The sequence below is a fragment of the Spiroplasma endosymbiont of Poecilobothrus nobilitatus genome, assembly GCF_964030655.1.
Lineage (GTDB): Bacteria > Bacillota_I > Bacilli_A > Mycoplasmatales > Mycoplasmataceae > Spiroplasma.
The window spans coordinates 82,978-108,721 of sequence record NZ_OZ034915.1; the positions used below are offsets into that span (position 1 = coordinate 82,978).

Below are 25,744 nucleotides of genomic sequence, written 5' to 3' on the forward strand. Positions count from 1 at the left end.
TATATAACGTTCCTTTCTTAAAATTTAACCGCACAACGCGCAAATTTAATATTTTGATAATTTGTTTGCAAGGTTTTGCAAGCACCTTTAACAAAATAAGTAATAGTAAGATTTTGTTGCTGATCAACCATTGATAATTCACCAGTAACTTCAACTAAATTATTGACCTTTTCGTTAAATTCTAAATAAACATACTCCTTAACATGTTGTTGTAGTTCATTTCAATTTCGTAATGGTTGATCAGCACCTAGTGTTGAAACCTCTAACAAGTATTCTTCTGAAAATAAATCAAGGTTATCAACCAATTCATTAATTTCTTCACTAATAACTGTTAGGCGATCTAAAAAAAGTACAGTTGTTTTATCTTCAATTAACACTTGTACAACATTTGTGTCAAACTATTGTAAATAATTAATTGCAAACAAAGTTAAATTTTGCTTTGCTAAATAATTTTCCAAAGCTGCTTTCAATTTTGTTTCTTGTTGTATAAAATGTTCCATTCAAGACCATCCTTTCTTAATCAAACATAACTAAATTTATGGCATTAAAGAAAGAGCACAACCGTGCTCTTTCTTGACCTTTTTTAATTACTTTACCATTATAATACCTTTTTAATAAAAATGCAACAAAATTAAGAAGATAAATTAGGAAAGATGGAATAAAAATGAAGTGTTACATCATATTTTAGTTCTTTTTTAAGATATCTTTTTTTTAATTTTGTAGAAAACTCTTGATGAAATAAAAAAAATCATCAATATGATAACTTTAAAAGAAAATTATATAAACTTTTAATATTGTTATTTAACTTTTTTATACGTTAAAATATAATACCGATGATTGTTGGTTTGGTGTTAAACCTTTATGCTGGTATTTTCATTTTCAGAGATTTAAATAATTTTGAATGTTCGTGAAACCTAAGCCATGATAATGAATTAATGATTCTTTAAGATTTGATTGTAATTTACTAATTTTATTTAACTTCCGATAACTAGCATCAGGATTTGTAATAGTTTTAGTTGCTAATAAAATAGAATTTGTTTGTTTTGCTACTAATAAATATAATGGTTGCATGTCAGAAATAATAATTGAATTTTCTTTGATTAATTGTTTATTAATATTTTCAATAATTCACTGTTTTTTTAATCGTTTTGTGTTGGTTGATTTAACATAAATATTATTATTGCTATCAACAGCCATTTGAACACAACATTTAGTTTTGGTTGAAAATGAATCAAGATGAATTTTTCTTTTATCAAATTTATCTTTAAAATTACCTTTGTGGATTTCTTTAATAAATGTTTCATCGATTTGAATTTGGCCATTTAACGTTTTAAATTTTAATTGGGTGTTTTCTAATTGTTTTGATTTCATTATTTTTTGGCGATTATATCAAGCGGTTTTCGGTGATGTTTTAATAAAGTGGGAAATCATTTTACTAGATTGGCCTAATAATGAAATTTGAATCAATAAATTTGACTGTTCATAATTTAAATGACTTCAATACGTAAAATGATCACGAAAATCATCAAAACTAGCACGACATTTTTTGCATAAATATTTTTGTTTTCTTTCAGGATTATGACCATTTTTAACACAATAAAAAGATTGACAATTAGGACATTTAATACCTTTATTCCTAAATTTTTGATCAATTTCATTTAAGCGTTTTTGTTTTTTAATTAATTCTGCTTCTTTTTTGACTTTTTCATGAAATTCTAAAAATTGATCATCTGTTAAACTATTTATTAATTCTTCAATTATTTTTTCCATTAATTATTCACCTCTTATATTAAGAATATACCTAATTTTAGGTATATTTTATAAATATTAAATATCAAGAGTTTTCTACAAAATTAAAGTATCTTTTCCCCATATAAACGACTTGAATTTGTTATAATAAACTTAAGAGAAAGTTATGATTTTCACTTTACTAACACAATAATTTTTAAAAATAATTCTAAATTCAAAAGGGAAAGGAAAGTTAATAATGAAAAGAATATTAATTATTTTAATGTATAAACGACACACTATGAGTTAAAGTTGCAAGTTGTTTATTAAGGCGTCAATTTTGGTTAAAAAATGGGGTAATTTTTAGAATGCTATGATTTCCACCAGTTATGACTGGTTGTTAAGATCAATAATATTTTGATGATTATTAATAAAAATAACTTTAAAAATAGTTTATTATCACGCCTAATTACAACATATTAATAATTTTATTTTTTTCACTTTTAATTTATTATACTTGAAAGATTAATTGGCATTGATTTATTATTAACTTTTCAATATTAATAAATATCAGTGCAATTATTAATATTATTGATTGATATTTACAACTATATATAATTAAAAATGATAAACAAAAATTTTTATTTAAAATAATGAAAAACCGTACCTATTCCCAAAATTTTAGTTCAATGACAAAGCAAACTAGTATTGTAGTTAATTTAAAAAGGGCCGCATGTAAAAAAAGTCAAGACTGCACCCCAAAAAGTAAGTAAAATAAAAAAAGATTTTGTTAAATTTTTATAGGGGGTGCATTTTTATATGGCAAAAAAAGGACAAAAATATAACAAATATACATCAGAATTTAGAACAAAAATCATTGAGAAAATTAAACAAAAAAGTTGTTGAATAGTAGCAAAACAATATAATATAAATGCAAATACAGTAGAATCTTGATGAACAAATCATAAAAAAGGAAAATTAAACAATCCTAAAGGACCTAAAATTTCTTTTGGCAAAAGAAATTTATAATATTATAAAACAAGGTATGAATTATTAAAAAAGCTCCATGACTTTTACAATTAAGCAAACTAAGAATAGTCTCTTTTATTAAACAAAATTGTCGTAAATATTCAATAAAATTATTACTAGAAGTAACAGGGTTAAAACGTAGTTATTGAGATAAATATAAAAATTATGACAGTAGCAAAAAAGAAAAAAAGCAATAAATGATATTGTAAAAGTCTATGAATAAAATTTAAAACAATTTGGTTATCGAAGAATTACTAAATATTTAAAAGAAGATTATGGTATAAAATATAATTCAAAAAAAGTTTTAAGAATTATGCGTGATAATCAAATACAACCTGAATATGTAAGAAAAATGAGAAGAAAAATAAATTATAAACAGAATAAAGAAAAAAGCTTATTGCAATATCCTGATTTAATTAATCGTAAATTCAATGATATAAAAACAAGGTTTTCAGTACTATATACTGATGTAACATATTTAATTTGAAAAGGAGAAAGATATTATCAATCAACAATTATTGATGGATATACTAAAAAAATAGTTGATGTAAAGTGATCTAAATATAATGGCAATAAATTAGTAATGGATAATTTAAATGATGCAATTAATAAAATAAAATTAATAAAAAAAGATCTGAATGGAATAATAATTCACTCATATCACGGATATCAATATACATCCACTATTTATCTCCAGTTACTTTTAGAAAACAAATGTCTATATAAAAAGTGTCCTAAAAAGTGTTGCCATTCCATATATAATTCACATGAAGAATATATACAAGATGTTATAAAATGAAATACACGATATTCAAATCGTAAAGAAAAAGATATAATTAAAAAATAGTAAATACTTTTTATTAGTACTTACTAAAATGGGCGCACTCTAGTGCAGTCTTTTTTATTCCTTCTTTCTTTTTATTAAATACATTATCTTCATCGATAATATTATTTTCGTTGTTTTCTGTTTTTTTGTACGCCGCCGGTATTAACGATTTGTACTTTGATTAATTCATCATAAACACTTTGTAAGTGTGTTTTAATTACTTCAATATAATCGTTAATATCATAAGATTTTAATAAGACGTTTTTAAATTCTTCATTATCAGTTAAAGAATTATTAAAATTATTAATTTCAATTTGTTTTAATTGTAGGGTTTGTTGTTCTAATTGTGAAATTAATTTAGTGTTTTTTGTTTGTAATTCGTTGATTTGCTGATTGCTATTTTCTAAATTACTTGCATTAAATTCAGCAATTTCTTCATAATTCTCTAAAATAACTTCTGCAGTTTTGATATTAAAACTATCATTCTCATTTTTAATCGATTCATTGTTTTCTTCAATTAGAACATACTTTACATTTTTTATCATTTCTTCACTTCCTTATTTTTTGATATTTGTTCTTTTTCTAATTGCTTTTTTTATAATTTCAAAGCTATATACTCGAAAAGAAAAAAAAAACGTTTAGTTTTAAAATTTAGTTGATTAAATACCGGGCCTTTAATTTTTATCTCATCATCTTTTCTTAATTTCAAAAACTCAGATACAATTGGCGGATTATATATTGATAATGTTGAATAATTTAATCCCTATCACTGACATTTGGCAGAACATGCATCAACTTCAATGCCACCAGCGAAAAGCGCTTTAATCTTAGTTTTAATCGGGTTTTCGTGTAATCTAACAGTTAATTCTAATTTATTAACTCTTTTATTTTTTGTTTTACTGCTAACTTTTTTTTTGATAAATTGCTTTTTGTTTGTACCATTTTTATCAACTCCTTTTGTTAAAAAATATTGTAAATGTTTTCATAAATCGTGTTAATGCTCTGACATTTTAATATTTCCTTTATAGCTATAATTTTTCTTAGCAACTGGTGATTGTAAAACATATTTTAAATTAAATAGGTATTTGCATAAAACTTTTAAATCACCGATAAATTTAGGTGTAGATAGTGGGTTTGTTATTTTTAATCCCTTATGAAGTTGATAATCTTCAATTATTACAAGAACTTTATTTAAATAAGAACAAGTTTGCTTTTGAAAGTTGTTTAATATTAAATAGATATTATTTATTGCTTCTTCTTCGTTTTTAGAATGAAAAGTAATATTATTAATTATTTTCTGTTACAAAACATTATAAATAATAATACCAGTTTGCCCACCTCCAGCAGGGTCAATTGCAATAATATATTTTAATTTATTTGGTTTATTTTTTTGTCAATTTGTAATATTTTTCATCCATCGGAAGCCAAATATAAAATATCGTTAATTTTGTAATGCTGCATATAAGAAGCAATTACATCTCATTTGTTTTTAAATAAATTTAAATACATTTTTGCTCATTCTAAACATTGCAAATCATAATGATTTTTATGATGAGAAATACGACAATTAACAAGGTTACAATTAATTCAATCAAATGAAGTTGTTATTTAATTTTAAGTTTTATTAATATACAAACTTTTATATTCTGTCATTATAATAATCCTTTCATTAATTAGCTTTGCCTAATGCTCAATATTCATAATTTATTTCATCTACTGAAACTGGATAAGCTCGTATCATTAATTCTTGTAATTTACTTTCAATTTTTTTATTTCATTTTTTCATCAAATATTTTCTTTTCTGTAAAAAAATAATATTTTTTTATTGGTTAATATTTTGATATTTAGTAAATAATGTATTTTGTATTTTAGTATTTATTTACTTCGCCGACCGCTTCACTTTGGGAGTGAGCGGAGGCGTAGGATATTTAATCCCCCTACGGAAATAAACAAAAAAAGTTTACCCAGTTATTAATTACGTTTCATCCACCCCTAGACAACTTTATATAAAGAAAATAACCTTTTGGAGCTCCAACCCTCTTGTTTTTTTAGTGTCCGATATTGTTTTTTCGGTTTAACAACACTCTTTTTATGAAAGCAAGCCAAAAAACATATGCTATGACATTTCGCAAGTGATTAATCTTGCCGAGAATTAAAGAAATAAATAGGAATAAATCCATTCGCTTTCACACTTTCTTTAAGGCTTCGTGTCATAGATGAGTTATCCATCTTTAAGTATCAAAATATTAAGTTTTAAGCGTTGCATTATTACCTTTATTGAAAGGAAATTTATAAAAATATCATTTATTTTGTGTATGGAAAACAGAATAACATCTGTTTTTATGATAAAAGTTCTAAATTTAAAGATACTATCCGATGAATAATGCAAATAAATTTATTTTTTTAATAGAAAAATAAAAAAACAATCTCACAAGAATTGTTTTTTTGCCGGTTCATCGTACAGGACGCCATTTTACAACATATTATGCGAATAATAAAATGGAAAATAATTTGTTAATTTATTAAAAAATGAAAATTATGCATATTTTTAAATAAAATTATTATATAATATAACTATAAAATAATGAAAATTTATATAAAAATCCAAATGTAAGCAAGTTATTTTAATAGAAAGAGTAAAAAAAGACAATGATGTTAATTTTATCGCCACAACATATTACCTATTTATTAATTTTAATTTTTGGAATTATTGTGGGGACAATATTGTTAATTATTTGAATTTTTCAAAAGAAACGATTAGCTAATAGCGGAGATTATTATGCTAAAAATAATAAAAATTTAGATTTATGAAATTATATTAAACGTAATATTGCTTTATATAGTGCTTTTTTTTGTTATGTTATTAGTCTTTCCACTATTTTTCTATTGGTTTTATAAAATTATCATTATTTTAAAAAAAAATGAAAAAACTTTACTTTGTAGTAATTAACCTAACTTTAATTTAGTTAAATTATATAACTATTTAGTAACTATTAATTTATTATTTTAAAAGGAGAAATCAAAAATGAGTGAGAAAGCCAAGCTTAAACCTTTTATGTCAAAGGCTTGATGAAAACAATCAAATCAAAAGACAATGGGGACTTTAAGTAAATTAAGTAAAGCATTTCTGTTACCAATTGCGTTGTTACCAATTGCTGGAATATTTTTAGGAGTTGGTGCGACTATTTCATCAAAAGTTGATCCTGCTTCAACAGCTTGATACTTTGGGAATTTTTTAAATAAAATGGGAGATATTGCTTTTGGCAATTTGCCAGTATTATTTTGTATTTCTGTTGCAATGGCCTATACGGAGGATGCTGGAGTAGCAGCATTAACTTCAATGGTCGGGTTTTTAGTTTTTAATGCAATTCAGTTGTCATTATTAAATGAGGCATATGCCCATATTCAATATGTTGTTAATATTGGGGGTGGTGTTTCGCCAATTATGGGATTAACTGTTGATGGTGTAACATCAGCCAGCCCAACTTTACTAACGGGTGAGGAATTATTGGAATGAATGAGAACCAGTGACATTTATAAAGAATTAGTTAAAGAGAATGTTACTGTCACAATTATTAGTTCAGCACGAGTAACTGATCAATTTAACTTGTTATTTTACACTGGCCAAACATGACCAGTTCAAAATAAATTATTAACTTCTAATTTAGGAATTAATTCATTAAATACTGGTGTTTTCGGAGGGATTTTTGTTGGAGCGATTGCGGCTTTCGCTTATAATCGTTTTCACAGAACACAATTACCTTCAGCGTTAAGTTTTTTTAATGGGACAAAATTAGTTCCAATTATTATGTTTATGGCAGTAATTCCATTAGCTTTTATTTTTATGATTATTTGACCATTAATTGGAACTGGGTTAGCATGATTTGGAAATAACTCAGGAAAATTACCAGTAGGGTTAGATTCTTTAATCTTTGAGATTTTTGAGCGATCATTAGTGCCATTTGGGTTACATCATGTGTTTTATTCACCATTATGATGAACACAAGCCGGGGGAAGTATGGCAGATTTAATCGCTAATGCTTCAAAAGACCCTTTAAGCTATATGGCTTTCCTTAAAGATTTACAAGGAGCTGGTTATATTGATGCTAATATTGATTTAAGTACAATTACAGTTGGAACAGCACAATCAGCAATTACTAGTTGATTATCAGAACTAAATGCTTCAACAATAGCAGCAGTTGGTGATCAAACAATTATGTATAAAGTTATTGCTGATCCAAAAATTACCTTTACAATGGTTCAACATATGGGGTTAAATTTAGGGCGATTCCAAGCTGGGAAGTTCCCATTTATGATGTTTGGATTACCAGCAGCAGCAGCAGGAATGTACTTTAGTGTTCCAAAAGAAAATCGAAAACAAGTAATGGGAATTTACTTTTCATCAGCCTTTACTTGTTTCTTAACAGGAATTACTGAACCAATTGAATTTACTTTCTTATTTGTAGCACCATGGTTATTTTATGGTGTTCATATGCCATTATGTGCAATTTCATTTATGTTAATGGGATTATTACATGTGCATACATCAATGACCGTTTCGGGTGGATTTATTGACTTTATTGTCTTTGGTATTATTCCATTTGTTGGTGGAAAAGGAACAAACTTCTATTGAATTCTTGCAGTTGGAATTCCATATATTGGAATTTATTTTGCAGCTTTCTACTTCGCAATTAAATATGGGAAAGTTAAAATTCCCGGTCGTGATGGTGTCACAAAACTATATACTAAAGCTGATTTTAAAGCAAAAAAAGATACTAATGAAACAACTTCATCAGCACCAGCAAAGGGTGATGCGGCAAAACGAGAAAAAGCACGCAAAATTATTGAATTTTTAGGTGGTGCTGATAATATTACGGCAGTTGACTCATGTGCGTCACGTTTACGAATTACAGTTGTTGACAGTAAACTTGTCAATCAAGATGGAATTAAAGGATTAGGTGGCAGCACTGGAATGCTTATTCGTGGTCAATTGGTTCAAATTATTTATGGTGGAGAACAAGAAGTAATTAAACCATATATGCGTGAATTATTAGCTGAAATGCGCAATAATAAAGAGACAACGAATTTAAATTCAAAACAGGGTTAAAATTAAATTAAATAGATATCAAAAAACATTAATTAAAAAATTAATGTTTTTTTGTCTATTTTAACAAATGCTATTTTGTGATAAAATTATAGTATATAAAAATGGAATGGAAAATAATGACATCAATTTTTGGATATCCAAAAGAGGAATTACAATTAGATTTAATTGCGCATGGTTTTAAGAAGTATTTAGCAGAGTAAATCTTTGATTGAATATATGTCAAAACATATATTATTTTGATGAAATGACAAATATTTCTAAAACTGATCGTAATAAATTACAAGAATATTATACGATTGAGCCATTAAAAATTGTTGTTCAACAACAGTCAAAAGATGGAACAGTAAAGTTTTTGTTTCAGTTAGCAGATGGCTATAAAATTGAAACAGTTTTAATGCCTCAAAGTTATGGTAATTCTTTTTGTGTCACAACACAAGTTGGTTGTAATATGGCGTGCACTTTTTGTGCCTCAGGACTATTAAAAAAAACCCGGAATTTATCAACCGCCGAAATTGTTCAACAAGTTATGATGGTTAATCTTTATTTAGCAACAACAAATGAACGTGTAAGCCATGTTGTTGTAATGGGAATTGGCGAACCATTTGATAATTTTGATAATACGCTTAAGTTTGTCAACATTATTAATGACTCAAAAGGTTATCAAATTGGTGCGCGCCATATTACAATTTCTACTTGTGGGTTAGTTCCAAAAATTAAACAATTTGCAGAATTAAAGACACAAGTTAATTTAGCGATTTCATTACATGCTCCAAATAATACGATTCGTAATCAATTAATGCCAATTAATAAAGGCTTATCCAGTAGAAAAATTAATGGATGCAGTTCGTTATTATATTGAGTTAACTAATCGGTGTGTTACTTTTGAGTATATTTTAATTGAGAATGTTAATGATAGTCGTGAAACAGCATTAGAATTAGCAAAGTTAATTCGAGGATTAAATGCTTATGTTAATTTAATTCCTTATAATAATACAGTTGCAGAAAATGGGTATCAACGCAGTACAAAAATTAATCAATTTTTTGAAACTTTACAACAGCAAAAAATTAATTGTATTGTTCGTCGTGAATTTTGGCACGATATTGATGCTGCTTGTGGTCAGTTACGAGCTAAAAATGAAGGGATTATTAGAAAATAATTATGCAAATACGGTTTGGATACAAAACTGATATTGGTGCTTATCGTAGTAGTAATCAAGATTACTTTGATTTTGCCAATAATAGTTTTAACAATTATATTGCCATTGTTTGTGATGGTATGGGTGGTCATCGACATGGCGAAGTTGCCAGCAAAATGGCTGTTGATAGTTTGGTGGAACATTTTAAACGGACAAATTTTAATCATTTGTCCGATGAAGAAATTAATAAATGGTTTCGTCAAACAATTTTAGCAATTCAACAAGAAATGGTTACTTATGCTCAAATTTATCCTGATACAAGTGATATGGGAACAACAGTTGTTGCTGCCTTAATTGCTAATGGAAAAGTATATGTTATTAATATTGGTGATTCACGGTTATATAAATTACATCATAATAAAATTTATCAAATTACTACTGATCAAAATATGGAAAATTCAACAGAATATCGAGAAAAACAAGAATTAGAATTTCAAGGTCAATATAAAAAACAATATAATATGCATACTTTTTGAAAAGTATTAACAAGTGCTTTAGGACCAACAAAGAATTTAAAAATTGATACTTATGTTATTGAAGATATTAAAGGGCAGTATTTATTAACCACCGATGGAATTCATGATTATGTTTATGAAATTGATTTAATTGAAACATTAAAATCAGCAAATAAATTAAACGATAAGGTTAAAATTTTAATTGATCGGGCATTAGAAAATCTATCAACTGATAATTTAACCGGAATTGTTTTTGAAATAACAGATTAAAGCACTGTTATTTTTATTTGTTGTTTTTTTCTTCTTAGTTTTTTGTGTTATGATGTTTACAAGTTAAAATAATAAGGTAAAAGGGTGCAGAAAATGGAACAAATAACAATTGGAACAATGTTACATAATCGTTATCAGGTTTTAGCTAAAATTGCAGATGGTGGTATGGCTGAAGTTTTTGAAGGATATGATATGTTATTAAAGCGGCATGTTGCAATTAAAATTATGACATTAACATTATCAAAAAATAAAGAAGCAGTAGAACGTTTTAATAAAGAATATAATTCAATTGCGCAGTTTTCCCATAATAATGTGGTTAAAGTTTATGGTTCATTTCAGGCTTATGATCGTCATTGTTTAGTCTTGGAATTAGTTAAAGGTTATACTTTGAAAGATCGTTTACTAACGTTAGGTCCTTGCACTGTTAAAGAATTATTATATTTTTTTGATGAAATTAATTTAGCTATTACTGAAGCTCATCATAATGATATTATTCATCGTGATATTAAACCAGAAAATATTTTGATTTCATATGATGGCAAAATCAAGGTTGCTGATTTTGGTGTTGCAATTTTAGAAAATAGTGAAGATTTAGAATGTGACAAAATCATTGGAACATCAAAATACATGGCACCAGAAATTGTTCAATCAAAACCAGCAACAAAACGCAGTGATATTTATGCTTTAGGCATTATGTTATATGAGTTAGCAGTTGGGATGGCTCCTTTTGTTGGGAAAAATCCAACTTTTGTTGTAGTTAAACATGTTAAAGAATTGCCACTACGACCACGGCTGGTAAATCCGTTAATCCCACAAAGTTTAGAAAATGTTATTTTAAAAGCAATTGCGAAAGATCCTAGTGAGCGGTTTCAGACAGTAGTAGATTTTAATACTAGTTTACAAGCAATTGAAACACCAGAACATCGCTCGGAAAAGCCTTTAAAATTATCAAATATGTTTGAAGTAAAAGGTAAGCAGCGCAAGCTTTATGATCGGTATTATTCTTATCCATGATTTTTAAGAATTAAGGTTGCTTGATGTTTTACTTTTTTACTAGTTTGTTTCATTATTGCCTTAGTTTGTATTTGGTTGTTTTTACCAGGGTAAAATAATATGCATCAAACAGGAATGATTATTCTCATTGTTAGCGAGTTTTGTTATGTTAAAAATGATATTGACCATCAAATTTATGCTTGCAAAGCAAAAGGATTATTTCGTCATCAAGAAATTAAACCAGTTGTTGGTGATTATGTTCAATTTGAAATTCAAAATGACAAGCAAGGAATTATTTATCAAATTGAACCTCGTAAAAATGAATTATACCGGCCACGAATTGCTAATGTTGATCAAGTTGTTATTATTACAGCAATGGCAGAACCGACCTTTAATTCATATTTATTAAATAAATATTTAGCATTTATTGAATACAAGAGTTTAAAACTAGTTATTGTTTTTACTAAAAAAGATTTAGTAAAAACAGATGAACTTTATCAAAAATATTTTAACTGATATCCAAAGTTAGGCTATGAAGTTTATTTTATTAGTAATAAAAAAGATGATAAAAAAGTATGGCAACAATTTGAACAACTTTTTCAAAATAAAATTTCAGTGTTAACTGGGCAAAGTGGTAGTGGTAAATCATCAACTCTAAATACGTTATTACAAGCAGAAATAATTAAAACGCAAGAAATTTCTAAAGCATTAGGCCGAGGAAAACATACAACCACGACTAGTGCATTATATGAGTTATTAGATGGAATGATTGCTGATACGCCAGGTTTTTCAACATTTGATTTAAGAGATTATGAAAAAGGAGGATTAGCCCGCTCTTATCATTTATTTAATCAATATGCTAATGAATGTAAGTTTCGAACTTGCTTGCATTTACATGAGCCACATTGCAAAATAAAAGCATTAGTTCAAGCGAATGTTATTCCACAATTTTTTTATAATGATTATGTTCGCATTATGCAAGAACAATAGAAAGAGGTAATGATGAAAAAATATCTTGTTGCACCAAGTGTTTTAAGTGCAAATTATTTAATCCTACAAGAAGAGTTAGCAGCAATTAAGAAAGCTGGTGCCCAATGAATTCATTTTGATGTAATGGACGGTGATTTTGTACCAAATTTAACTTTTGGTCCAAAGATTTTAGCTGATATTACTAGTTATAGCGATTTATATCTTGATTGTCACTTAATGGTTAAAATTAAAAATAGTAGTGTTGAAAATTACTTGATGCCCTTTATTAAAGCGGGTGCATCAGCAATTACTTTGCATTATGAACCATTAACCCAACCACAATTAACTGAATTTTTAAGTTTACGAACAAAATTAAACATAAAAATTGGGTTAGCAATTAAACCATCAACTCCAGTTGAAATTATTTCCCCGTATTTAAATCATCTTGACTTAGTCTTAGTAATGACAGTAGAACCTGGTTTTGGTGGTAAAACTTTTATTCCAGCAGCAGCAGCAAAGATTAAAATTTTACGACATTATCTTGATCAAAATAATGGCAAAACACTAATTGAAGTTGATGGGGGAATTAATGCTGAAACTGCAACCCTTTGTAAACAATATGGGGTTGATGTGTTAGTGGCGGGTAGTTATTTATTTGGTCATGTTGATTTAGCAGCAAGGTTGAAAGGATTATTAGCGGATGAAAGCAAATAAAGTTTTAATTGTTTGTTCAGAAACAAACTTGGATTTACAGCAGTATCAAGATTATTATAAAATTGGTGTTGAACGAGGTGCCTTAGATTTAATTAAAACTTTTGATACTTTTGATCTTTTTTGTTGTGACCAAGATAGTTTAACAACAACAGAAGCAAAACTAATTACTAGTAAAGCAAAAGAGTTATTAATAGTTTCCCAAATTAAAGATTATATTGATGGTGAATTAGCCTTACAAGAAGCTTTAAAATTAAAACCACAAGAAATTATTTTTATTGCACAAGGTAATCGCTTTGATATGGAGTTGAGTTGTTTTAACTTTATTTATCGTTATAATATCATTTTTATGAATGATAATACTTATGCTTATTTACTAAAGCTAGGAATGAATGAAGTTTATCAAAAGGCAGGTTATCGTTATTTTTCATTATTTAGTTTGCAATCAGCAACTGTGACAATTAGTAATTTAAAATATAATGCTAAACAATTAAAATTGTCAGAATTATCGCCTAATGCAGTTAGTAATGAATTTCTTGAGTCAGTCGGGAATATTGATGTTTTAACAGGACAAGTTGTTGCAATTTATAGTAAATAAAAATCGGTTTTTAAAACCGATTATTTTTTGCTTTAAAATTTGGTACCCATGATCGGGATCGAACCGATACGAATTTCTTCGGTAGATTTTGAGTCTACTGCGTCTGCCAATTCCGCCACATGGGCATTTATATCTTTTTAATTTTATCGTATTTTAGAGAAAAAGGAAGCATAAATTTTAAAATTTATGCTTCCTTTTTTTATTATTTTGTAACTGTGTCCTTGAGCTTTATTTATTGCGCAATTTGGCCTTTACGCTTTAATGTTTTTAAAGTTCTTGTTGCAACACGTAATGTTTTAACTTCACTGTCAACAACAATGCTTACTTTTTGTAAATTAACATTTCATTTACGACGAGTTGCATTTAACGCGTGTGAACGTTTGTTTCCTGATAAAGCGCTTTTGCCAGTAATTTCACATTTTCTTGCCATAATTTCACTCCTTTATATCTACACACTATAAAATAATAACTAATTTTTAAATTAAAAGCAAGTATAAATATAATTTTTATGAAAACCTTCTTTAATTTTGTAGAAAACTATTGATATTTATAAAATATACCTAAAATTAGGTATATTTTTAATATAAGAGGTGAATAATTAATGGAAAAAATAATTGAAGAATTAATAAATAGTTTAACAGATGATCAATTTTTAGAATTTCATGAAAAAATAAAAAAAGAAGCAGAATTAATTAAAAAACAAAAACGCTTAAATGAAATTGATCAAAAATTTAGGAATAAAGGTATTAAATGTCCTAATTGTCAATCTTTTTATTGTGTTAAAAATCGTCATAATCCTGAAGGAAAACAAAAATATTTATGCAAAAAATGTCGTGCTAGTTTTGATGCTTTTCGTGATCATTTTACGTATTGAAGTCATTTAAATTATGAACAGTGAAATTTATTGATTCAAATTTCATTATTAGGCCAATCTAGTAAAATGATTTCCCACTTTATTAAAATATCACCGAAAACCGCTTGATATAATCGCCAAAAAATAATGAAATCAAAACAATTAGAAAACACCCAATTAAAATTTAAAACGTTAAATTGCCAAATTTAAATCGAAACTGGATAGGCTACAATTATTAGGGCCATAATTATATAGACTTCAAAATTAGATAAAATTATTAAGAAAGAAGGAATATAAAAATGGGAAATAAAACTTCATACTCTGAAGAATTTAAAAAACAAATTGTCATGCTATATAAAAATGGTAAAAGTGTTATTAATCTAGGGCAAGAATATAATTTACCAAAACCAACTATTTATAGTTGAGTTAAAAATTATAATAATTCTGGTTCATTTAAAGCAAAAGACAATCGCACGCTAGAAGAAAATGAAATAATAACTTTACGAAAAGAACTTAAAGACTTGAAAATGGAAAATGACATTTTAAAGCAAGCCGCACTGATAATGGCCAAAAAATAACAATAATTAATAACAACAAAACAAAATATTCAGCAAGAAAAATATGTAAGATTTTGGGTTTATCAAAATCAACGTATTATTATCAAACTAATAAATGTATTAACAAGCAAGTTAATAATTATGAACAAGAAATTATCAGTACCTTTAATAAAAGCCGCAAAATTTATGGGGCTCGCAAAATTAAAGTTATTTTAAACAGAAAAGATATCATCTTATCGCGGCGAAAAATCAGATTCTTTATGATCAAAAATAATTTGGTTTCTAAATACACCAAATTAAAATATCATAATCATAAAACAACAGTCAATAATGACCAAATTAATAATATTTTAAATCGTCAATTTAACAACAAAAAACCTAATGAAGTTATTGTTAGTGATTTAACATATGTTCAAGTTGGCGCTAAATGACATTATATTTGTTTATTAATTGACTTGTTTAATCGTGAAATAATTGGTTATAGTGCTGGGCCGAATAAAACAGCCGAACTGGTCCAACAAGCTTTTCATAAAATAACACGGCCATTAAATCAAATAACTCTATTTCATACTGATCGTGGTAATTAGTTTAAAAATAAAATCATTGATGAAATTTTAATAACTTTTAATATTAAAAGATCATTAAGCAATAAAGGCTGCCCTTATGATAATGCTGTGGCTGAAACAACTTGCAAAACTTTTAAAACTGAATTTATTAAGGGTAAAAAATTTAAAAATTTAACACAATTAAAATACGAACTTTTTGATTTTGTGCATTGATATAACAATATTCGAATTCATGGCAGTTTAAATTATTTATCTCCAGTTACTTTTAGAAAACAAATGTCTATATAAAAAGTGTCCTAAAAAGTGTTGCCATTCCAATCGTAAGTTATTTTATAATTGAAAATCGTTTATTTACTTAATATTTAGTAATTAATTTGCTTAATGATTAAATTTTAAAAGGTAGTAATTATCCTTATTTTATAGTAAGATTACATCTAGGGGGGAAAATGTTATGATTGAAATGACAGTACGAAAAACAAGTGAACAAGTGAACAAGGGAATAATCATTATTCTTTTACTAAAACTTTATCATTTGATAATACAATTGGAGGAAAACGTAATCAAGAATCATTAAACCATAGTATTGCTCATGCAATAGCTTCTTTAAGAGTACAACATGGATTTTCTTGAGAGGATATTAATGAATGTATTGAATGTATTAAAATTAAAAATGTTTCAGAAAAAAAATAAATTAATATAAAAGACTTTGTTTTAAAATATTAAAATATCAAGAATTAATATTGGCGGAAGAGAAAACATTAGAGAAACTTGTTAGTCCTAGTCATATGCTAACAAACATTGATGATTTTTTAAATAATTTTAAGTGGAAAAGACAACAAAAAGTTAACAATTTAATTAAGAAAATATAACAAATTTATTGCTTTATTATATTTTCTAGTTATAATTAATAATGTTAATTTAGTTTAGTGGTAATTTTTATGATTGAAAAAATTAATGTAGCTAAAATTGCATATTTAGTTCATGCAGCAGTAATTACAGTTCCTGGGGTTGCTGGATTCGCAAAGGTTGATGATACTGAAAATAATGAAGACAATGTGATAATGCTACTTAAAGATTACTCACAGTCAATTAAATTGAGACAAGATAATCGTACTTTTTATATAGAAATCTTTATTATTTTGCTAGAAGGAGTAAATATTAAAGATATTGCCCGAGAAATACAAATTAGGATTAAATATGAATTAGAAAAACTGGATATTTATTCAAACGATATTATGATTTATGTGAATGTAAATATTCAAGACTTATTAATTTAGGTAAGAAATTTATTAAAATTAGATATTTGAATAATGCAAGATTTACAATTATATCACTTAGGAGAACTAAAAAAGAGAAATTAATTGATGAAAAATGTAAAGGTGATAGAAATGGAATTTAATGCAAAATCTTTTAAAGATTCACTGATCAGCGGTTATAATAATTTATATAATTTTTATCCAGAAATTGATAAATTAAATGTTTTTCCAGTTCCTGATGGCGATACAGGAACAAATATGAATTTAACGATGACTAATGCTGTTAAGGAAATTAATGAACTCAATTCGGAGTCAATTAGTAAGGTTGCTGATGTTTTTGCACGTGGCTTAATTATGGGAGCTCGTGGCAATTCGGGTGTTATTTTGTCACAGATCTTTCGTGGTTTTGCCAATGGTTTAAAAGAATTTGATGAATTAAATTTCGATTCAGTTAAAGCAGGAATTTCACAAGCAAATGAGGTTGCTTATAAAGCGGTAATGAAGCCGGTTGAAGGAACAATTTTAACTGTAATTCGTGAAACTGCGGAACATGTTTCAACATTAAAAAAAGAAATCCCTGTTCCAAAGTTATTCCAAAAAATTGTTGATTTTGCAACTGAGTCATTGAAACACACTCCGGAGTTACTACCAGTTTTGAAAGAAGTTGGTGTTGTTGATTCGGGTGGTTTTGGTTTAGTAAAAATATTTGAAGGCATTACAGAATATTGAAAAACAGGAAAAATTGTGCCACAACGAAAAAAACAGGTTGAAAATACTGGTGAAAATGTTGTTATGGATTTACAAAATGAAGAATTTGGTTATTGTACTGAAGCAATTGTAATGTTAGATCATAAGCATATTAATAAAATTAATGTAATGCAGATTCGCCAAACATTAGAAGATCAAGGTGGAAAATCAATTGTTGCAGTTGTTGATAATGATATTTTAAAAGTTCATGTCCACACTTTACTTCCTGGTTATATTTTAGCTTTTTTACAACAACATGGTGAGTTTAAAAATATTAAAATTGAAAATATGAATTTACAAGCAGCCAAACATGTTAAGACAATTAAAGTTGATCGGCAATTGAAAAATCCGTCCGCCATTATTGCTGTCACACCATCAAATGGCATTGCCAATTTTTTCAAAACTGATTTAAATATTCAATTTACGGTTAATGGTGGAGCATCAATGAATCCATCAACGGATGATTATTTAAGTGCAATTGAATCAGTTGATGCGGTTGATGTCTTTATTTTACCGAACAATAGTAATGCAATTTTAGCAGCACAACAAGCAGCGAAAGTTGAACGTAAGTCAAATGTCTATGTTGTGCCAACAACATCAATTCAAGAAGGAATGGTAGCAGCTTTATCATTTGAACCGGGAGAGACACTGAAAAAGATTTATTCAACATTAAAAGCAAGTCTTAAAAATGTGACAAGTTTGTCAATTACTGTTTCAGCAAAAACGACTTCAATTGATGGTGTTAAAATTAACAAAGGAGAATATATGGGAATTATGAATAAAAAAATTATTTGTTCATTTCCAACCTTATCACGAACAATGAAATACTTGTTTGACCGAGCAATTACAAAATCAACAGAAATTGTTACAATTTTTGCTGGCGAAGAAGCAGAAACACGCGATATTAATGCAATTCGAAAATATTTAGATGAAAGTTTTGATGTTGAATATGAATTTATTGATGGTGATCAAACATTATACCCATTTTTAATTGCTGTAGAATAAATAAAAATTTTAATTTTGTAGAAAACTCTTGATGAAATAAAAAAAATCATCAATATGATAACTTTAAAAGAAAATTATATAAACTTTTAATATTGTTATTTAACTTTTTTATACGTTAAAATATAATACCGATGATTGTTGGTTTGGCGTTAAACCTTTATGCTGGTATTTTCATTTTCAGAGATTTAAATAATTTTGAATGTTCGTGAAACCTAAGCCATGATAATGAATTAAGGATTCTTTAAGATTTGATTGTAATTTACTAATTTTATTTAACTTCCGATAACTAGCATCAGGATTTGTGCTAGTTTTAGTTGCTAATAAAATAGAATTTGTTTGTTTTGCTACTAATAAATATAATGGTTGCATGTCAGAAATAATAATTTAATTTTCTTTGATTAATTGTTTATTAATATTTTCAATAATTCACTGTTTTTGTAATCGTTTTGTGTTGGTTGATTTAACATAAATATTATTATTGCTATCAACAGCCATTTGAATACAACATTTAGTGTTGGTTGAAAATGAATCAAGATGAATTTTTCTTTTATCAAATTTATCTTTAAAATTACCTTTGTGGATTTCTTTAATAAATGTTTCATCGATTTGAATTTGGCCATTTAACGTTTTAAATTTTAATTGGGTGTTTTCTAATTGTTTTGATTTCATTATTTTTTGGCGATTATATCAAGCGGTTTTCGGTTATGTTTTAATAAAGTGGGAAATCATTTTACTAGATTGGCCTAATAATGAAATTTGAATCAATAAATTTAACTGTTCATAATTTAAATGACTTCAATACGTAAAATGATCACGAAAAGCATCAAAACTAGCACGACATTTTTTGCATAAATATTTTTGTTTTCCTTCAGGATTATGACCATTTTTAACACAATAAAAAGATTGACAATTAGGACATTTAATACCTTTATCCATAAATTTTTGATCAATTTCATTTAAGCGTTTTTGTTTTTTAATTAATTCTGCTTCTTTTTTGACTTTTTCATGAAATTCTAAAAATTGATCATCTGTTAAACTATTTATTAATTCTTCAATTATTTTTTCCATTAATTATTCACCTCTTATATTAAGAATATACCTAATTTTAGGTATATTTTATAAATATCAAGAGTTTTCTACAAAATTAAAGAATAAAAATAATAAAATGAATTTAAGTTTTTTATTTATTTATCTTGAAATGAATTATGAATATGATAATATAGTAGGGGTTTAGATTTTATGGCACTATAGCCAAGGCGGCTAAGGCATGGGACTGCAACTCCCCGATCGTCGGTTCGAATCCGACTAGTGCCTCCATTTAAATCTGCTCAACATTTAAATACTGCTTTATTTCTTATGCGCCCATAGATCAATTGGATAGATCGTTTGACTACGGATCAAAAGGTTGAGGGTTCGAATCCTTCTGGGCGCGCCATTTATTTAAATGTTATTTTTTTCGGAAAGTAGCTTAGCTTGGTAGAGCACTCGGTTTGGGACCGAGGGGTCGCAGGTTCGAATCCTGTCTTTCCGACCATTTTTTATACTATTTTGGGCCCGTAGCTCAGCTGGGAGAGCACCTGCCTTGCACGCAGGGGGTCGACGGTTCGATCCCGTTCGGGTCCACCATTAACTTTAATAAAGCAATTAAACTTGATATGGCGGGATAGCTCAGCTGGTTAGAGCGCTCGGCTCATACCCGGGAGGTCAAGAGTTCAAGTCTCTTTCTCGCTACCACGGACCCTTAGCTCAGTTGGTTAGAGCATCCGGCTCATAACCGGATGGTCACTGGTTCAAGTCCAGTAGGGTCCACCATTTATTATTTAGTTGCTTTACGAGCATTTTTGGAAGATTACCCAAGCCTGGTTGAAGGGATCGGTCTTGAAAACCGATAGGCGGCGAAAGCCGCGCGGGGGTTCGAATCCCTCATCTTCCGCCATTTTTCAAAAAAAACTTGCAATTAAAAGTTAAGTTATGATAGTATTAAAATTGTGGGGTGGAGCAGTGGTAGCTCGTTGGGCTCATAACCCAAAGGTCGCAGGTTCAAGTCCTGCCCCCGCAACCAATGGTCTTGTAGTGAAGTGGTTATCATGCCTCTCTGTCACAGAGGAGATCGCGGGTTCAAGTCCCGTCAAGACCGCCAATCGTGGTTCAGTAGCTCAGTTGGTAGAGCATTTGATTGAAGCTCAAAGTGTCGGCAGTTCAATTCTGTCCTGAACCACCATTGAATTTAGTTAAAAATACCCCTATACTCTAAATTAATCATAGATTAGTTTAGATTTTTTTATTTTTGTTATACAATTAATAAAGGTGATGGGAATGTTTTAAAGATTAACAAAAGATATAACCTTTTATTTAAAACGTGGAAAGTGAAAGTTTGCGTTAAATGAAGACAATTTTAAATATAAACCACGCTTTGTATTAGACCGTTATCAGAAAAAGATGGTAACTGAGAATTTCCGTAATTTTAAATATTGAATTTTTAAACGTTGAATTTTAAAAAATTTTGCTTATACCCAAGATTTTATTCATCGGTTTTATAAATATCAACGGAAATTAGATTTAGTGTTAACTGGTCGTGAACAAGAGTTTATTTATAATGTTGAAGAAGTTAATTTCACATTATGACGCCCTTTAAAAATTTTACCAGTGACATTTGATTTACAACCAAATGAAAAGTGCCATTTTAAAAATAATGATGTTAATATTCATATTTTTATAGCCCATAAAGATATTAAGTTTTTTTGTAAGGGTGTTTTATTAATTACACTAATAAGCGGTTTATTATTGACGGTTTAGATAAGAATAATAATAAGAAAGTAGTTCAGTTTAATTTAACAGATATTTCAAATGTTGAATTTATTGATATTGGTGTTAAAATTACGGCTGGAAAGCAAACTTATTTGATTCGGGAAAATAATCATATGTTAATTTTAGCATTGCTTTATCGTTGCTTGAGGCAAAAGAAAGTTACCTTTGATTTTAAAAAACTACCACTAAATTTTAAGATAGAAAGATGAGAGAGATAAAATGATTTTAAAAAATGCGAAAATAATTTGTGAAGAAGAAGTAATTTCAACTGGTTGAATTGAAATTGAAGATAATAAAATTGTTAAAATTACAGCAGGTCACGCTGACCAAGCAGGCTATGATTTGTAGCGAGCAATTATTATGCCTGGTTTTATTGACTGTCATGTGCATGGTGGATATGGTGAAGATACTGAAAAAAGAACAATTGCTAGTTTTCAAAAATTTTCTCAAGCAGTACCGCAAGAAGGAATTACCAAATATTGCCAAGCAATTATTACTGGCAGTGATGATACTTTAACGAAAATTTTAACGGTATATCAAGATTATAAGAAAAATTATAATAAGGGTCCGCAAGCACGACAAATTGGTGCCCATTTAGAAGGGTTTTTTATTTCCCATAATTTTAAAGGTGTGCATGATGAAACATTATTGCAAGAACCAAACATTCACCTTTTAGAAAAATGAATAAAAGCTTCAAATAATAACATTCGGATTGTCACATATGCGCCCGAAGAAGAAAATGGTACTTTTACAAAGTTTTTATTAGAGCATCAAATTTTACCGTCAATTGGACATTCAAATGCAACATATGATTTAGTAGCAAAACGAGTAGCTGGAATGGCAACACTTTTTAGGACACTTTTTATATAGACATTTGTTTTCTAAAAGTAACTGGAGATAAATAATTTAAACTGCCATTAATTCGAATATTGTTATATCAATGCACAAAATCAAAAAGTTCGTATTTTAATTGTGTTAAATTTTTAAATTTTTTACCATTAATAAATTCAGTTTTAAAAGTTTTGTAAGTTGTTTCAGCCACAGCATTATCATAAGGGCAGCCTTTATTGCTTAATGATCTTTTAATATTAAAAGTTATTAAAATTTCATCAATGATTTTATTTTTAAACTCATTACCACGATCAGTATGAAATAGAGTTATTTGATTTAATGGTCGTGTTATTTTATGAAAAGCTTGTTGGACCAGTTCGGCTGTTTTATTCGGCCCAGCACTATAACCAATTATTTCACGATTAAACAAGTCAATTAATAAACAAATATAATGTCATTTAGCGCCAACTTGAACATATGTTAAATCACTAACAATAACTTCATTAGGTTTTTTGTTGTTAAATTGACGATTTAAAATATTATTAATTTGGTCATTATTGACTGTTGTTTTATGATTATGATATTTTAATTTGGTGTATTTAGAAACCAAATTATTTTTGATAATAAAGAATCTTATTTTTCGCCGCGATAAGATGATATCTTTTCTGTTTAAAATAACTTTAATTTTGCGAGCCCCATAAATTTTGCGACTTTTATTAAAGGCACTGATAATTTCTTGTTCATAATTATTAACTTGCTTGTTAATACATTTATTAGTTTGATAATAATACGTTGATTTTAATAAACCCAAAATCTTACATATTTTTCTTACTGAATATTTTGTTTTGTTGTTATTAATTATTGTTATTTTTTGGCCATTATCAGTGCGGCTTGCTTTAAAATGTCATTTTCCATTTTCAAGTCTTTAAGTTCTTTTCGTAAAGTTATTATTTCATTTTCTTCTAGTGTGCGATTGTCTTTTGCTTTAAATGAACCAGAATTATTATAATTTTTAACTCAACTATAAATAGTTGGTTTTGGTAAATTATATTCTTGCCCTAGATTAATAACACTTTTACCATTTTTATATAGCATGACAATTTGTTTTTTAAATTCTTCAGAGTATGAAGTTTTATTTCCCATTTTTATATTCCTTCTTTCTTAATAATTTTATCTAATTTTGAAGTCTATATAATTATGGTCCTAATAATTGTAGCCCATCCACACTTAAATATTAATAAAAAGCATACTTATGTACCATTAGGTACAGGTGATTATATAGCTTATGCGAAAGAATATGATAATTTAATTGCAAAAGCAGGGGGAATTAACTTACAATTATTAGGCCTTGGTACTAATGGACATGTTGGTTTTAATGAACCACCAGCGGATTTTAATTCTTTAACAGGTGTTATGGATTTAGTTCCTTCAACAATTGAAGTTAATTGCTCGTTTTTTTGCTTCACCAGGTGATATTCCCCACCAAGTAGTGTCAATAGGCATTAAATCAATTTTAAATGCAAAAAAAAATTATTTTAATTGTTAATGGTACAAATAAAGCACACGCGGTTAAGCAACTAGTTTAAGGTGAAATTAGTAACTTATGACCTTGTACAGCTTTGCAAATGCATCAAGTGTTACTGTTGTAGTTTATAAAACAGCTGCTGGATTATTACAAACACGAGGAATTAATCTTAACTAAAAATGAATTAAAAGAAAATTTAATAATATTAATAAAAACCTTTTTTGTTCAAAGAAATACTTTTTTAGCAGAAGTATAACAATATCAGTGAGAAAAATTGGACACAGTAATTATTCAAAAGAGTTTTTTATTAAAACTTTTTTTGAGTGATACAATTTAAGTACTATTTACTAACTAGATAATAATTAAAACACGCTCTTAATTTTAAGATTGGGGGTATGCTCTATGACTGAAATTGAACAATTATTATCACAGTCATATGCTGAATGCGTTAATTATTTATTAAAAAAATATGGGCCAGTTGCAAAAGAATAATTTTCTGATTATGGTTGTACCAAAAAGGCAAGTGGAATCACGTGGGGAAATGAAGGCTTATATATTCATCATATTGATGAAGAAAAAGCAATTATGTTATCAACTCCGACATATGCAAAGAAAAATCCATTTTATTATCAAAAAGCTGATCATTTAGTTTATTGCAATTTATTAGAGCATTTAGTTTTACATATTAAAATTGTTGAATATCCAAATCCAGCCCAAAATCCTGATGAAACCTGTGGGGTAGGTGGAATCTATAATTATATTGTTCATGAATTAAATGATATTTATAGTGGAATTGTTTATAAACAAGCTTGAAAACAAAAAGCGACAGAAATTATTTTGCCACTTAAAAATGATTATTTTAAATTCATCAAACAACTAGTAAACCTTAATTTTGATTATGCCTTACTAAAATTTTTTAATACTAAATATGGTTTGTGAAGTAATGATAAAAATAAAGAAATCTATAAAAGATTGAAAAAACTAGGAGTAACAAGCTAATATGTAAAGCTTTAACAAATAAAAAAACATCTCTTTTGAAATGTTTTTTTAAACTAAACGGTTGTATCATTCAACAATTAGCGCTTCATTAATATTTCTATTTAGTTCTTCGCGAAGAGGGAAACGAACATATGTTCCTGTCATTTTAGTTTTATCAAATTTAACAAATTCTAATGTACTAACTTGACTATCTAAACTTTCTAAAATCTTAACATTTTTTTGTGAACTTTCTTTTACACTAATCATATCACCAGGTTTACAATTATACGATGGAATATCAACTTTCTTCCCATTAACAAGAATATGAGCATGATTTACTAATTGACGAGCTCCTGTTCTTGTTTGCGATAGTCCCATACGATGCACGATGTTATCTAAACGTGATTCTAACATAATTAAGAAGTTTGTTCCGGCAATCCCTTTCATTTTTTTTGATTTACTGTAAGTGTTACGGAATTGACGTTCTGTTAAACCATACATGTAACAAACTTTTTGTTTTTCATGTAATTGTAATCCATAGTTTGATAATTTTGAACGACGTTGTCCATGTTGACCAGGTGGTGTTGTTCTTTTTTTCCCTTTTGAAAACTCTTTGTCGTTTTCTAAGATACTAAAACCATATCTTCTTGCTTTTTTAAATATACTTCCACGATAACGCGCCATTAAAAAAACCTCCTATATATCATTATGACATACAAAAAGATTCATTGAATTG

Annotated in this window: 26 protein-coding genes, 11 tRNA genes and 2 pseudogenes; 29 read left to right on the top strand and 10 right to left on the bottom strand. The window is 27.6% G+C overall.

The features are described 5' to 3' along the window. Positions 1 to 17: 17 nt before the first annotated feature. A complete protein-coding gene (locus tag AAHM76_RS00470; RefSeq protein ID WP_342256195.1) occupies positions 18 to 377 on the bottom strand; it encodes a ribosome maturation factor RimP in 360 nt (119 codons plus the stop codon). 433 nt (positions 378 to 810) lie between these two features. Further along, complete coding sequence (locus AAHM76_RS00475; protein WP_342256196.1) at positions 811 to 1,770, bottom strand: transposase; 960 nt, start codon at positions 1,768 to 1,770, stop codon at positions 811 to 813. A gap of 777 nt (positions 1,771 to 2,547) precedes the next feature. On the opposite strand from AAHM76_RS00475, the gene AAHM76_RS00480 reads away from it, so the two are divergent. Together AAHM76_RS00480 and AAHM76_RS00485 are read left to right on the top strand one after the other, a co-directional pair. Next, positions 2,548 to 2,757, top strand: coding sequence for a hypothetical protein (locus AAHM76_RS00480; protein ID WP_342256197.1), 210 nt, complete (start codon positions 2,548 to 2,550; stop codon positions 2,755 to 2,757). Positions 2,758 to 3,070: 313 nt separating this feature from the next. Then, positions 3,071 to 3,604 (top strand): DDE-type integrase/transposase/recombinase, encoded by a 534-nt coding sequence (locus tag AAHM76_RS00485; protein ID WP_342256198.1) that lies wholly within the window; start codon positions 3,071 to 3,073, stop codon positions 3,602 to 3,604. A gap of 101 nt (positions 3,605 to 3,705) precedes the next feature. Here AAHM76_RS00485 and AAHM76_RS00490 read toward each other — a convergent pair whose 3' ends face one another. After that, complete coding sequence (locus AAHM76_RS00490) at positions 3,706 to 4,128, bottom strand: hypothetical protein (protein WP_342256199.1); 423 nt, start codon at positions 4,126 to 4,128, stop codon at positions 3,706 to 3,708. A 2,104-nt stretch (positions 4,129 to 6,232) separates the two neighbouring features. On the opposite strand from AAHM76_RS00490, the gene AAHM76_RS00495 reads away from it, so the two are divergent. The 8 genes and pseudogenes from AAHM76_RS00495 (at position 6,233) to AAHM76_RS00535 (ending at position 13,882) form a co-directional block, all read left to right on the top strand. After that, positions 6,233 to 6,481 carry a hypothetical protein gene (locus AAHM76_RS00495; RefSeq protein WP_342256200.1) on the top strand — a complete coding sequence of 83 codons (249 nt, stop codon included), beginning with the start codon at positions 6,233 to 6,235 and terminating at the stop codon, positions 6,479 to 6,481. Positions 6,482 to 6,608: 127 nt separating this feature from the next. Then, complete coding sequence (locus AAHM76_RS00500) at positions 6,609 to 8,690, top strand: PTS transporter subunit EIIC (protein ID WP_342256201.1); 2,082 nt, start codon at positions 6,609 to 6,611, stop codon at positions 8,688 to 8,690. A 116-nt stretch (positions 8,691 to 8,806) separates the two neighbouring features. Continuing rightward, positions 8,807 to 9,847 (top strand): annotated as a pseudogene (gene rlmN, locus AAHM76_RS08250) (23S rRNA (adenine(2503)-C(2))-methyltransferase RlmN). Between the two features lie 2 nt (positions 9,848 to 9,849). Next, positions 9,850 to 10,611 (top strand): PP2C family protein-serine/threonine phosphatase, encoded by a 762-nt coding sequence (locus AAHM76_RS00515; protein ID WP_342256204.1) that lies wholly within the window; start codon positions 9,850 to 9,852, stop codon positions 10,609 to 10,611. 93 nt (positions 10,612 to 10,704) lie between these two features. After that, positions 10,705 to 11,718 (top strand): protein kinase domain-containing protein, encoded by a 1,014-nt coding sequence (locus AAHM76_RS00520; protein WP_342256205.1) that lies wholly within the window; start codon positions 10,705 to 10,707, stop codon positions 11,716 to 11,718. A gap of 6 nt (positions 11,719 to 11,724) precedes the next feature. Then, the gene (gene rsgA, locus AAHM76_RS00525; protein WP_342256206.1) at positions 11,725 to 12,594 is read left to right on the top strand and encodes a ribosome small subunit-dependent GTPase A; all 870 of its coding nucleotides are present in this window, start codon (positions 11,725 to 11,727) and stop codon (positions 12,592 to 12,594) included. 12 nt (positions 12,595 to 12,606) lie between these two features. Then, a complete protein-coding gene (gene rpe / locus AAHM76_RS00530; RefSeq protein ID WP_425289442.1) occupies positions 12,607 to 13,287 on the top strand; it encodes a ribulose-phosphate 3-epimerase in 681 nt (226 codons plus the stop codon). Continuing rightward, positions 13,274 to 13,882, top strand: a complete 609-nt coding sequence (locus AAHM76_RS00535; protein WP_342256208.1) for a thiamine diphosphokinase — start codon at positions 13,274 to 13,276, stop codon at positions 13,880 to 13,882. The genes rpe and AAHM76_RS00535 overlap by 14 nt, the downstream gene beginning before the upstream one ends. Before the next feature lie 40 nt (positions 13,883 to 13,922). Here the strand turns inward: AAHM76_RS00535 and AAHM76_RS00540 are convergent. After that, positions 13,923 to 14,007, bottom strand: a tRNA-Leu gene (locus tag AAHM76_RS00540). A gap of 107 nt (positions 14,008 to 14,114) precedes the next feature. After that, positions 14,115 to 14,312: a 50S ribosomal protein L28 gene (rpmB, locus tag AAHM76_RS00545; RefSeq protein ID WP_342256209.1), complete on the bottom strand. Its 198-nt coding sequence runs from the start codon at positions 14,310 to 14,312 to the stop codon at positions 14,115 to 14,117. A gap of 171 nt (positions 14,313 to 14,483) precedes the next feature. Between rpmB and AAHM76_RS00550 the strand changes: the two genes are divergently transcribed. The 4 genes and pseudogenes from AAHM76_RS00550 (at position 14,484) to AAHM76_RS00565 (ending at position 18,866) form a co-directional block, all read left to right on the top strand. Further along, positions 14,484 to 14,945, top strand: coding sequence for an IS1/IS1595 family N-terminal zinc-binding domain-containing protein (locus tag AAHM76_RS00550; RefSeq protein WP_342256210.1), 462 nt, complete (start codon positions 14,484 to 14,486; stop codon positions 14,943 to 14,945). An 89-nt stretch (positions 14,946 to 15,034) separates the two neighbouring features. Further along, positions 15,035 to 16,146: pseudogene (locus tag AAHM76_RS00555) on the top strand (IS3 family transposase). A 650-nt stretch (positions 16,147 to 16,796) separates the two neighbouring features. Beyond that, positions 16,797 to 17,135 (top strand): Asp23/Gls24 family envelope stress response protein, encoded by a 339-nt coding sequence (locus AAHM76_RS00560; RefSeq protein ID WP_342256211.1) that lies wholly within the window; start codon positions 16,797 to 16,799, stop codon positions 17,133 to 17,135. 111 nt (positions 17,136 to 17,246) lie between these two features. After that, positions 17,247 to 18,866, top strand: a complete 1,620-nt coding sequence (locus AAHM76_RS00565) for a DAK2 domain-containing protein (protein WP_342256212.1) — start codon at positions 17,247 to 17,249, stop codon at positions 18,864 to 18,866. Between the two features lie 108 nt (positions 18,867 to 18,974). Here AAHM76_RS00565 and AAHM76_RS00570 read toward each other — a convergent pair whose 3' ends face one another. Genes AAHM76_RS00570 through AAHM76_RS00580 form a run of 3 tightly spaced genes read right to left on the bottom strand, consistent with a single transcriptional unit; the run spans position 18,975 to position 19,934 of the window. Continuing rightward, the gene (locus AAHM76_RS00570; RefSeq protein ID WP_342255665.1) at positions 18,975 to 19,235 is read right to left on the bottom strand and encodes a hypothetical protein; all 261 of its coding nucleotides are present in this window, start codon (positions 19,233 to 19,235) and stop codon (positions 18,975 to 18,977) included. A gap of 15 nt (positions 19,236 to 19,250) precedes the next feature. Then, positions 19,251 to 19,535, bottom strand: coding sequence for a hypothetical protein (locus AAHM76_RS00575; protein ID WP_342256213.1), 285 nt, complete (start codon positions 19,533 to 19,535; stop codon positions 19,251 to 19,253). A gap of 33 nt (positions 19,536 to 19,568) precedes the next feature. Further along, a complete protein-coding gene (locus AAHM76_RS00580; RefSeq protein ID WP_342256214.1) occupies positions 19,569 to 19,934 on the bottom strand; it encodes an IS1/IS1595 family N-terminal zinc-binding domain-containing protein in 366 nt (121 codons plus the stop codon). A 173-nt stretch (positions 19,935 to 20,107) separates the two neighbouring features. Here AAHM76_RS00580 and AAHM76_RS00585 point away from each other — a divergent pair. From AAHM76_RS00585 to AAHM76_RS00645, 13 genes are all read left to right on the top strand, one after another. Further along, positions 20,108 to 20,183, top strand: a tRNA-Cys gene (locus AAHM76_RS00585). A gap of 41 nt (positions 20,184 to 20,224) precedes the next feature. Then, positions 20,225 to 20,301 (top strand) — tRNA-Arg (locus AAHM76_RS00590). A gap of 22 nt (positions 20,302 to 20,323) precedes the next feature. Next, a tRNA-Pro gene (locus AAHM76_RS00595) sits at positions 20,324 to 20,400 on the top strand. Positions 20,401 to 20,416: 16 nt separating this feature from the next. Then, positions 20,417 to 20,492, top strand: a tRNA-Ala gene (locus tag AAHM76_RS00600). Positions 20,493 to 20,523: 31 nt separating this feature from the next. Next, a tRNA-Met gene (locus AAHM76_RS00605) sits at positions 20,524 to 20,600 on the top strand. 1 nt (position 20,601) lies between these two features. After that, a tRNA-Ile gene (locus tag AAHM76_RS00610) sits at positions 20,602 to 20,678 on the top strand. A 31-nt stretch (positions 20,679 to 20,709) separates the two neighbouring features. Further along, positions 20,710 to 20,802: transfer RNA gene (locus AAHM76_RS00615), tRNA-Ser, on the top strand. Between the two features lie 51 nt (positions 20,803 to 20,853). Continuing rightward, positions 20,854 to 20,928, top strand: a tRNA-Met gene (locus AAHM76_RS00620). A 2-nt stretch (positions 20,929 to 20,930) separates the two neighbouring features. Continuing rightward, positions 20,931 to 21,006 (top strand) — tRNA-Asp (locus AAHM76_RS00625). 5 nt (positions 21,007 to 21,011) lie between these two features. Then, positions 21,012 to 21,087 (top strand) — tRNA-Phe (locus AAHM76_RS00630). 218 nt (positions 21,088 to 21,305) lie between these two features. After that, positions 21,306 to 21,662: a hypothetical protein gene (locus tag AAHM76_RS00635; protein WP_342256215.1), complete on the top strand. Its 357-nt coding sequence runs from the start codon at positions 21,306 to 21,308 to the stop codon at positions 21,660 to 21,662. A 231-nt stretch (positions 21,663 to 21,893) separates the two neighbouring features. Beyond that, positions 21,894 to 22,022, top strand: coding sequence for a hypothetical protein (locus AAHM76_RS00640; RefSeq protein WP_342256216.1), 129 nt, complete (start codon positions 21,894 to 21,896; stop codon positions 22,020 to 22,022). Positions 22,023 to 22,034: 12 nt separating this feature from the next. Next, positions 22,035 to 22,544: a hypothetical protein gene (locus tag AAHM76_RS00645; RefSeq protein ID WP_342256217.1), complete on the top strand. Its 510-nt coding sequence runs from the start codon at positions 22,035 to 22,037 to the stop codon at positions 22,542 to 22,544. Here AAHM76_RS00645 and AAHM76_RS00650 read toward each other — a convergent pair. Then, positions 22,537 to 23,648, bottom strand: a protein-coding gene (locus AAHM76_RS00650) for an IS3 family transposase (protein WP_342256218.1) whose coding sequence is annotated in 2 segments (ribosomal slippage) — positions 22,537 to 23,405 and positions 23,405 to 23,648 — 1,113 coding nt in all. Because the reading frame shifts where the segments join, the coding sequence is not laid out codon by codon here. The genes AAHM76_RS00645 and AAHM76_RS00650 overlap by 8 nt on opposite strands. Before the next feature lie 54 nt (positions 23,649 to 23,702). Between AAHM76_RS00650 and AAHM76_RS00655 the strand changes: the two genes are divergently transcribed. Beyond that, positions 23,703 to 24,011, top strand: coding sequence for a hypothetical protein (locus tag AAHM76_RS00655; protein WP_342256219.1), 309 nt, complete (start codon positions 23,703 to 23,705; stop codon positions 24,009 to 24,011). A 604-nt stretch (positions 24,012 to 24,615) separates the two neighbouring features. Next, entirely contained in the window at positions 24,616 to 25,029 is a 414-nt protein-coding gene (locus AAHM76_RS00660; RefSeq protein ID WP_342256220.1) for a hypothetical protein, read from the top strand. Positions 25,030 to 25,077: 48 nt separating this feature from the next. Here the strand turns inward: AAHM76_RS00660 and rpsD are convergent, their stop codons facing one another. Beyond that, the gene (gene rpsD, locus AAHM76_RS00665; protein WP_342256221.1) at positions 25,078 to 25,692 is read right to left on the bottom strand and encodes a 30S ribosomal protein S4; all 615 of its coding nucleotides are present in this window, start codon (positions 25,690 to 25,692) and stop codon (positions 25,078 to 25,080) included. Positions 25,693 to 25,744 lie beyond the last annotated feature (52 nt).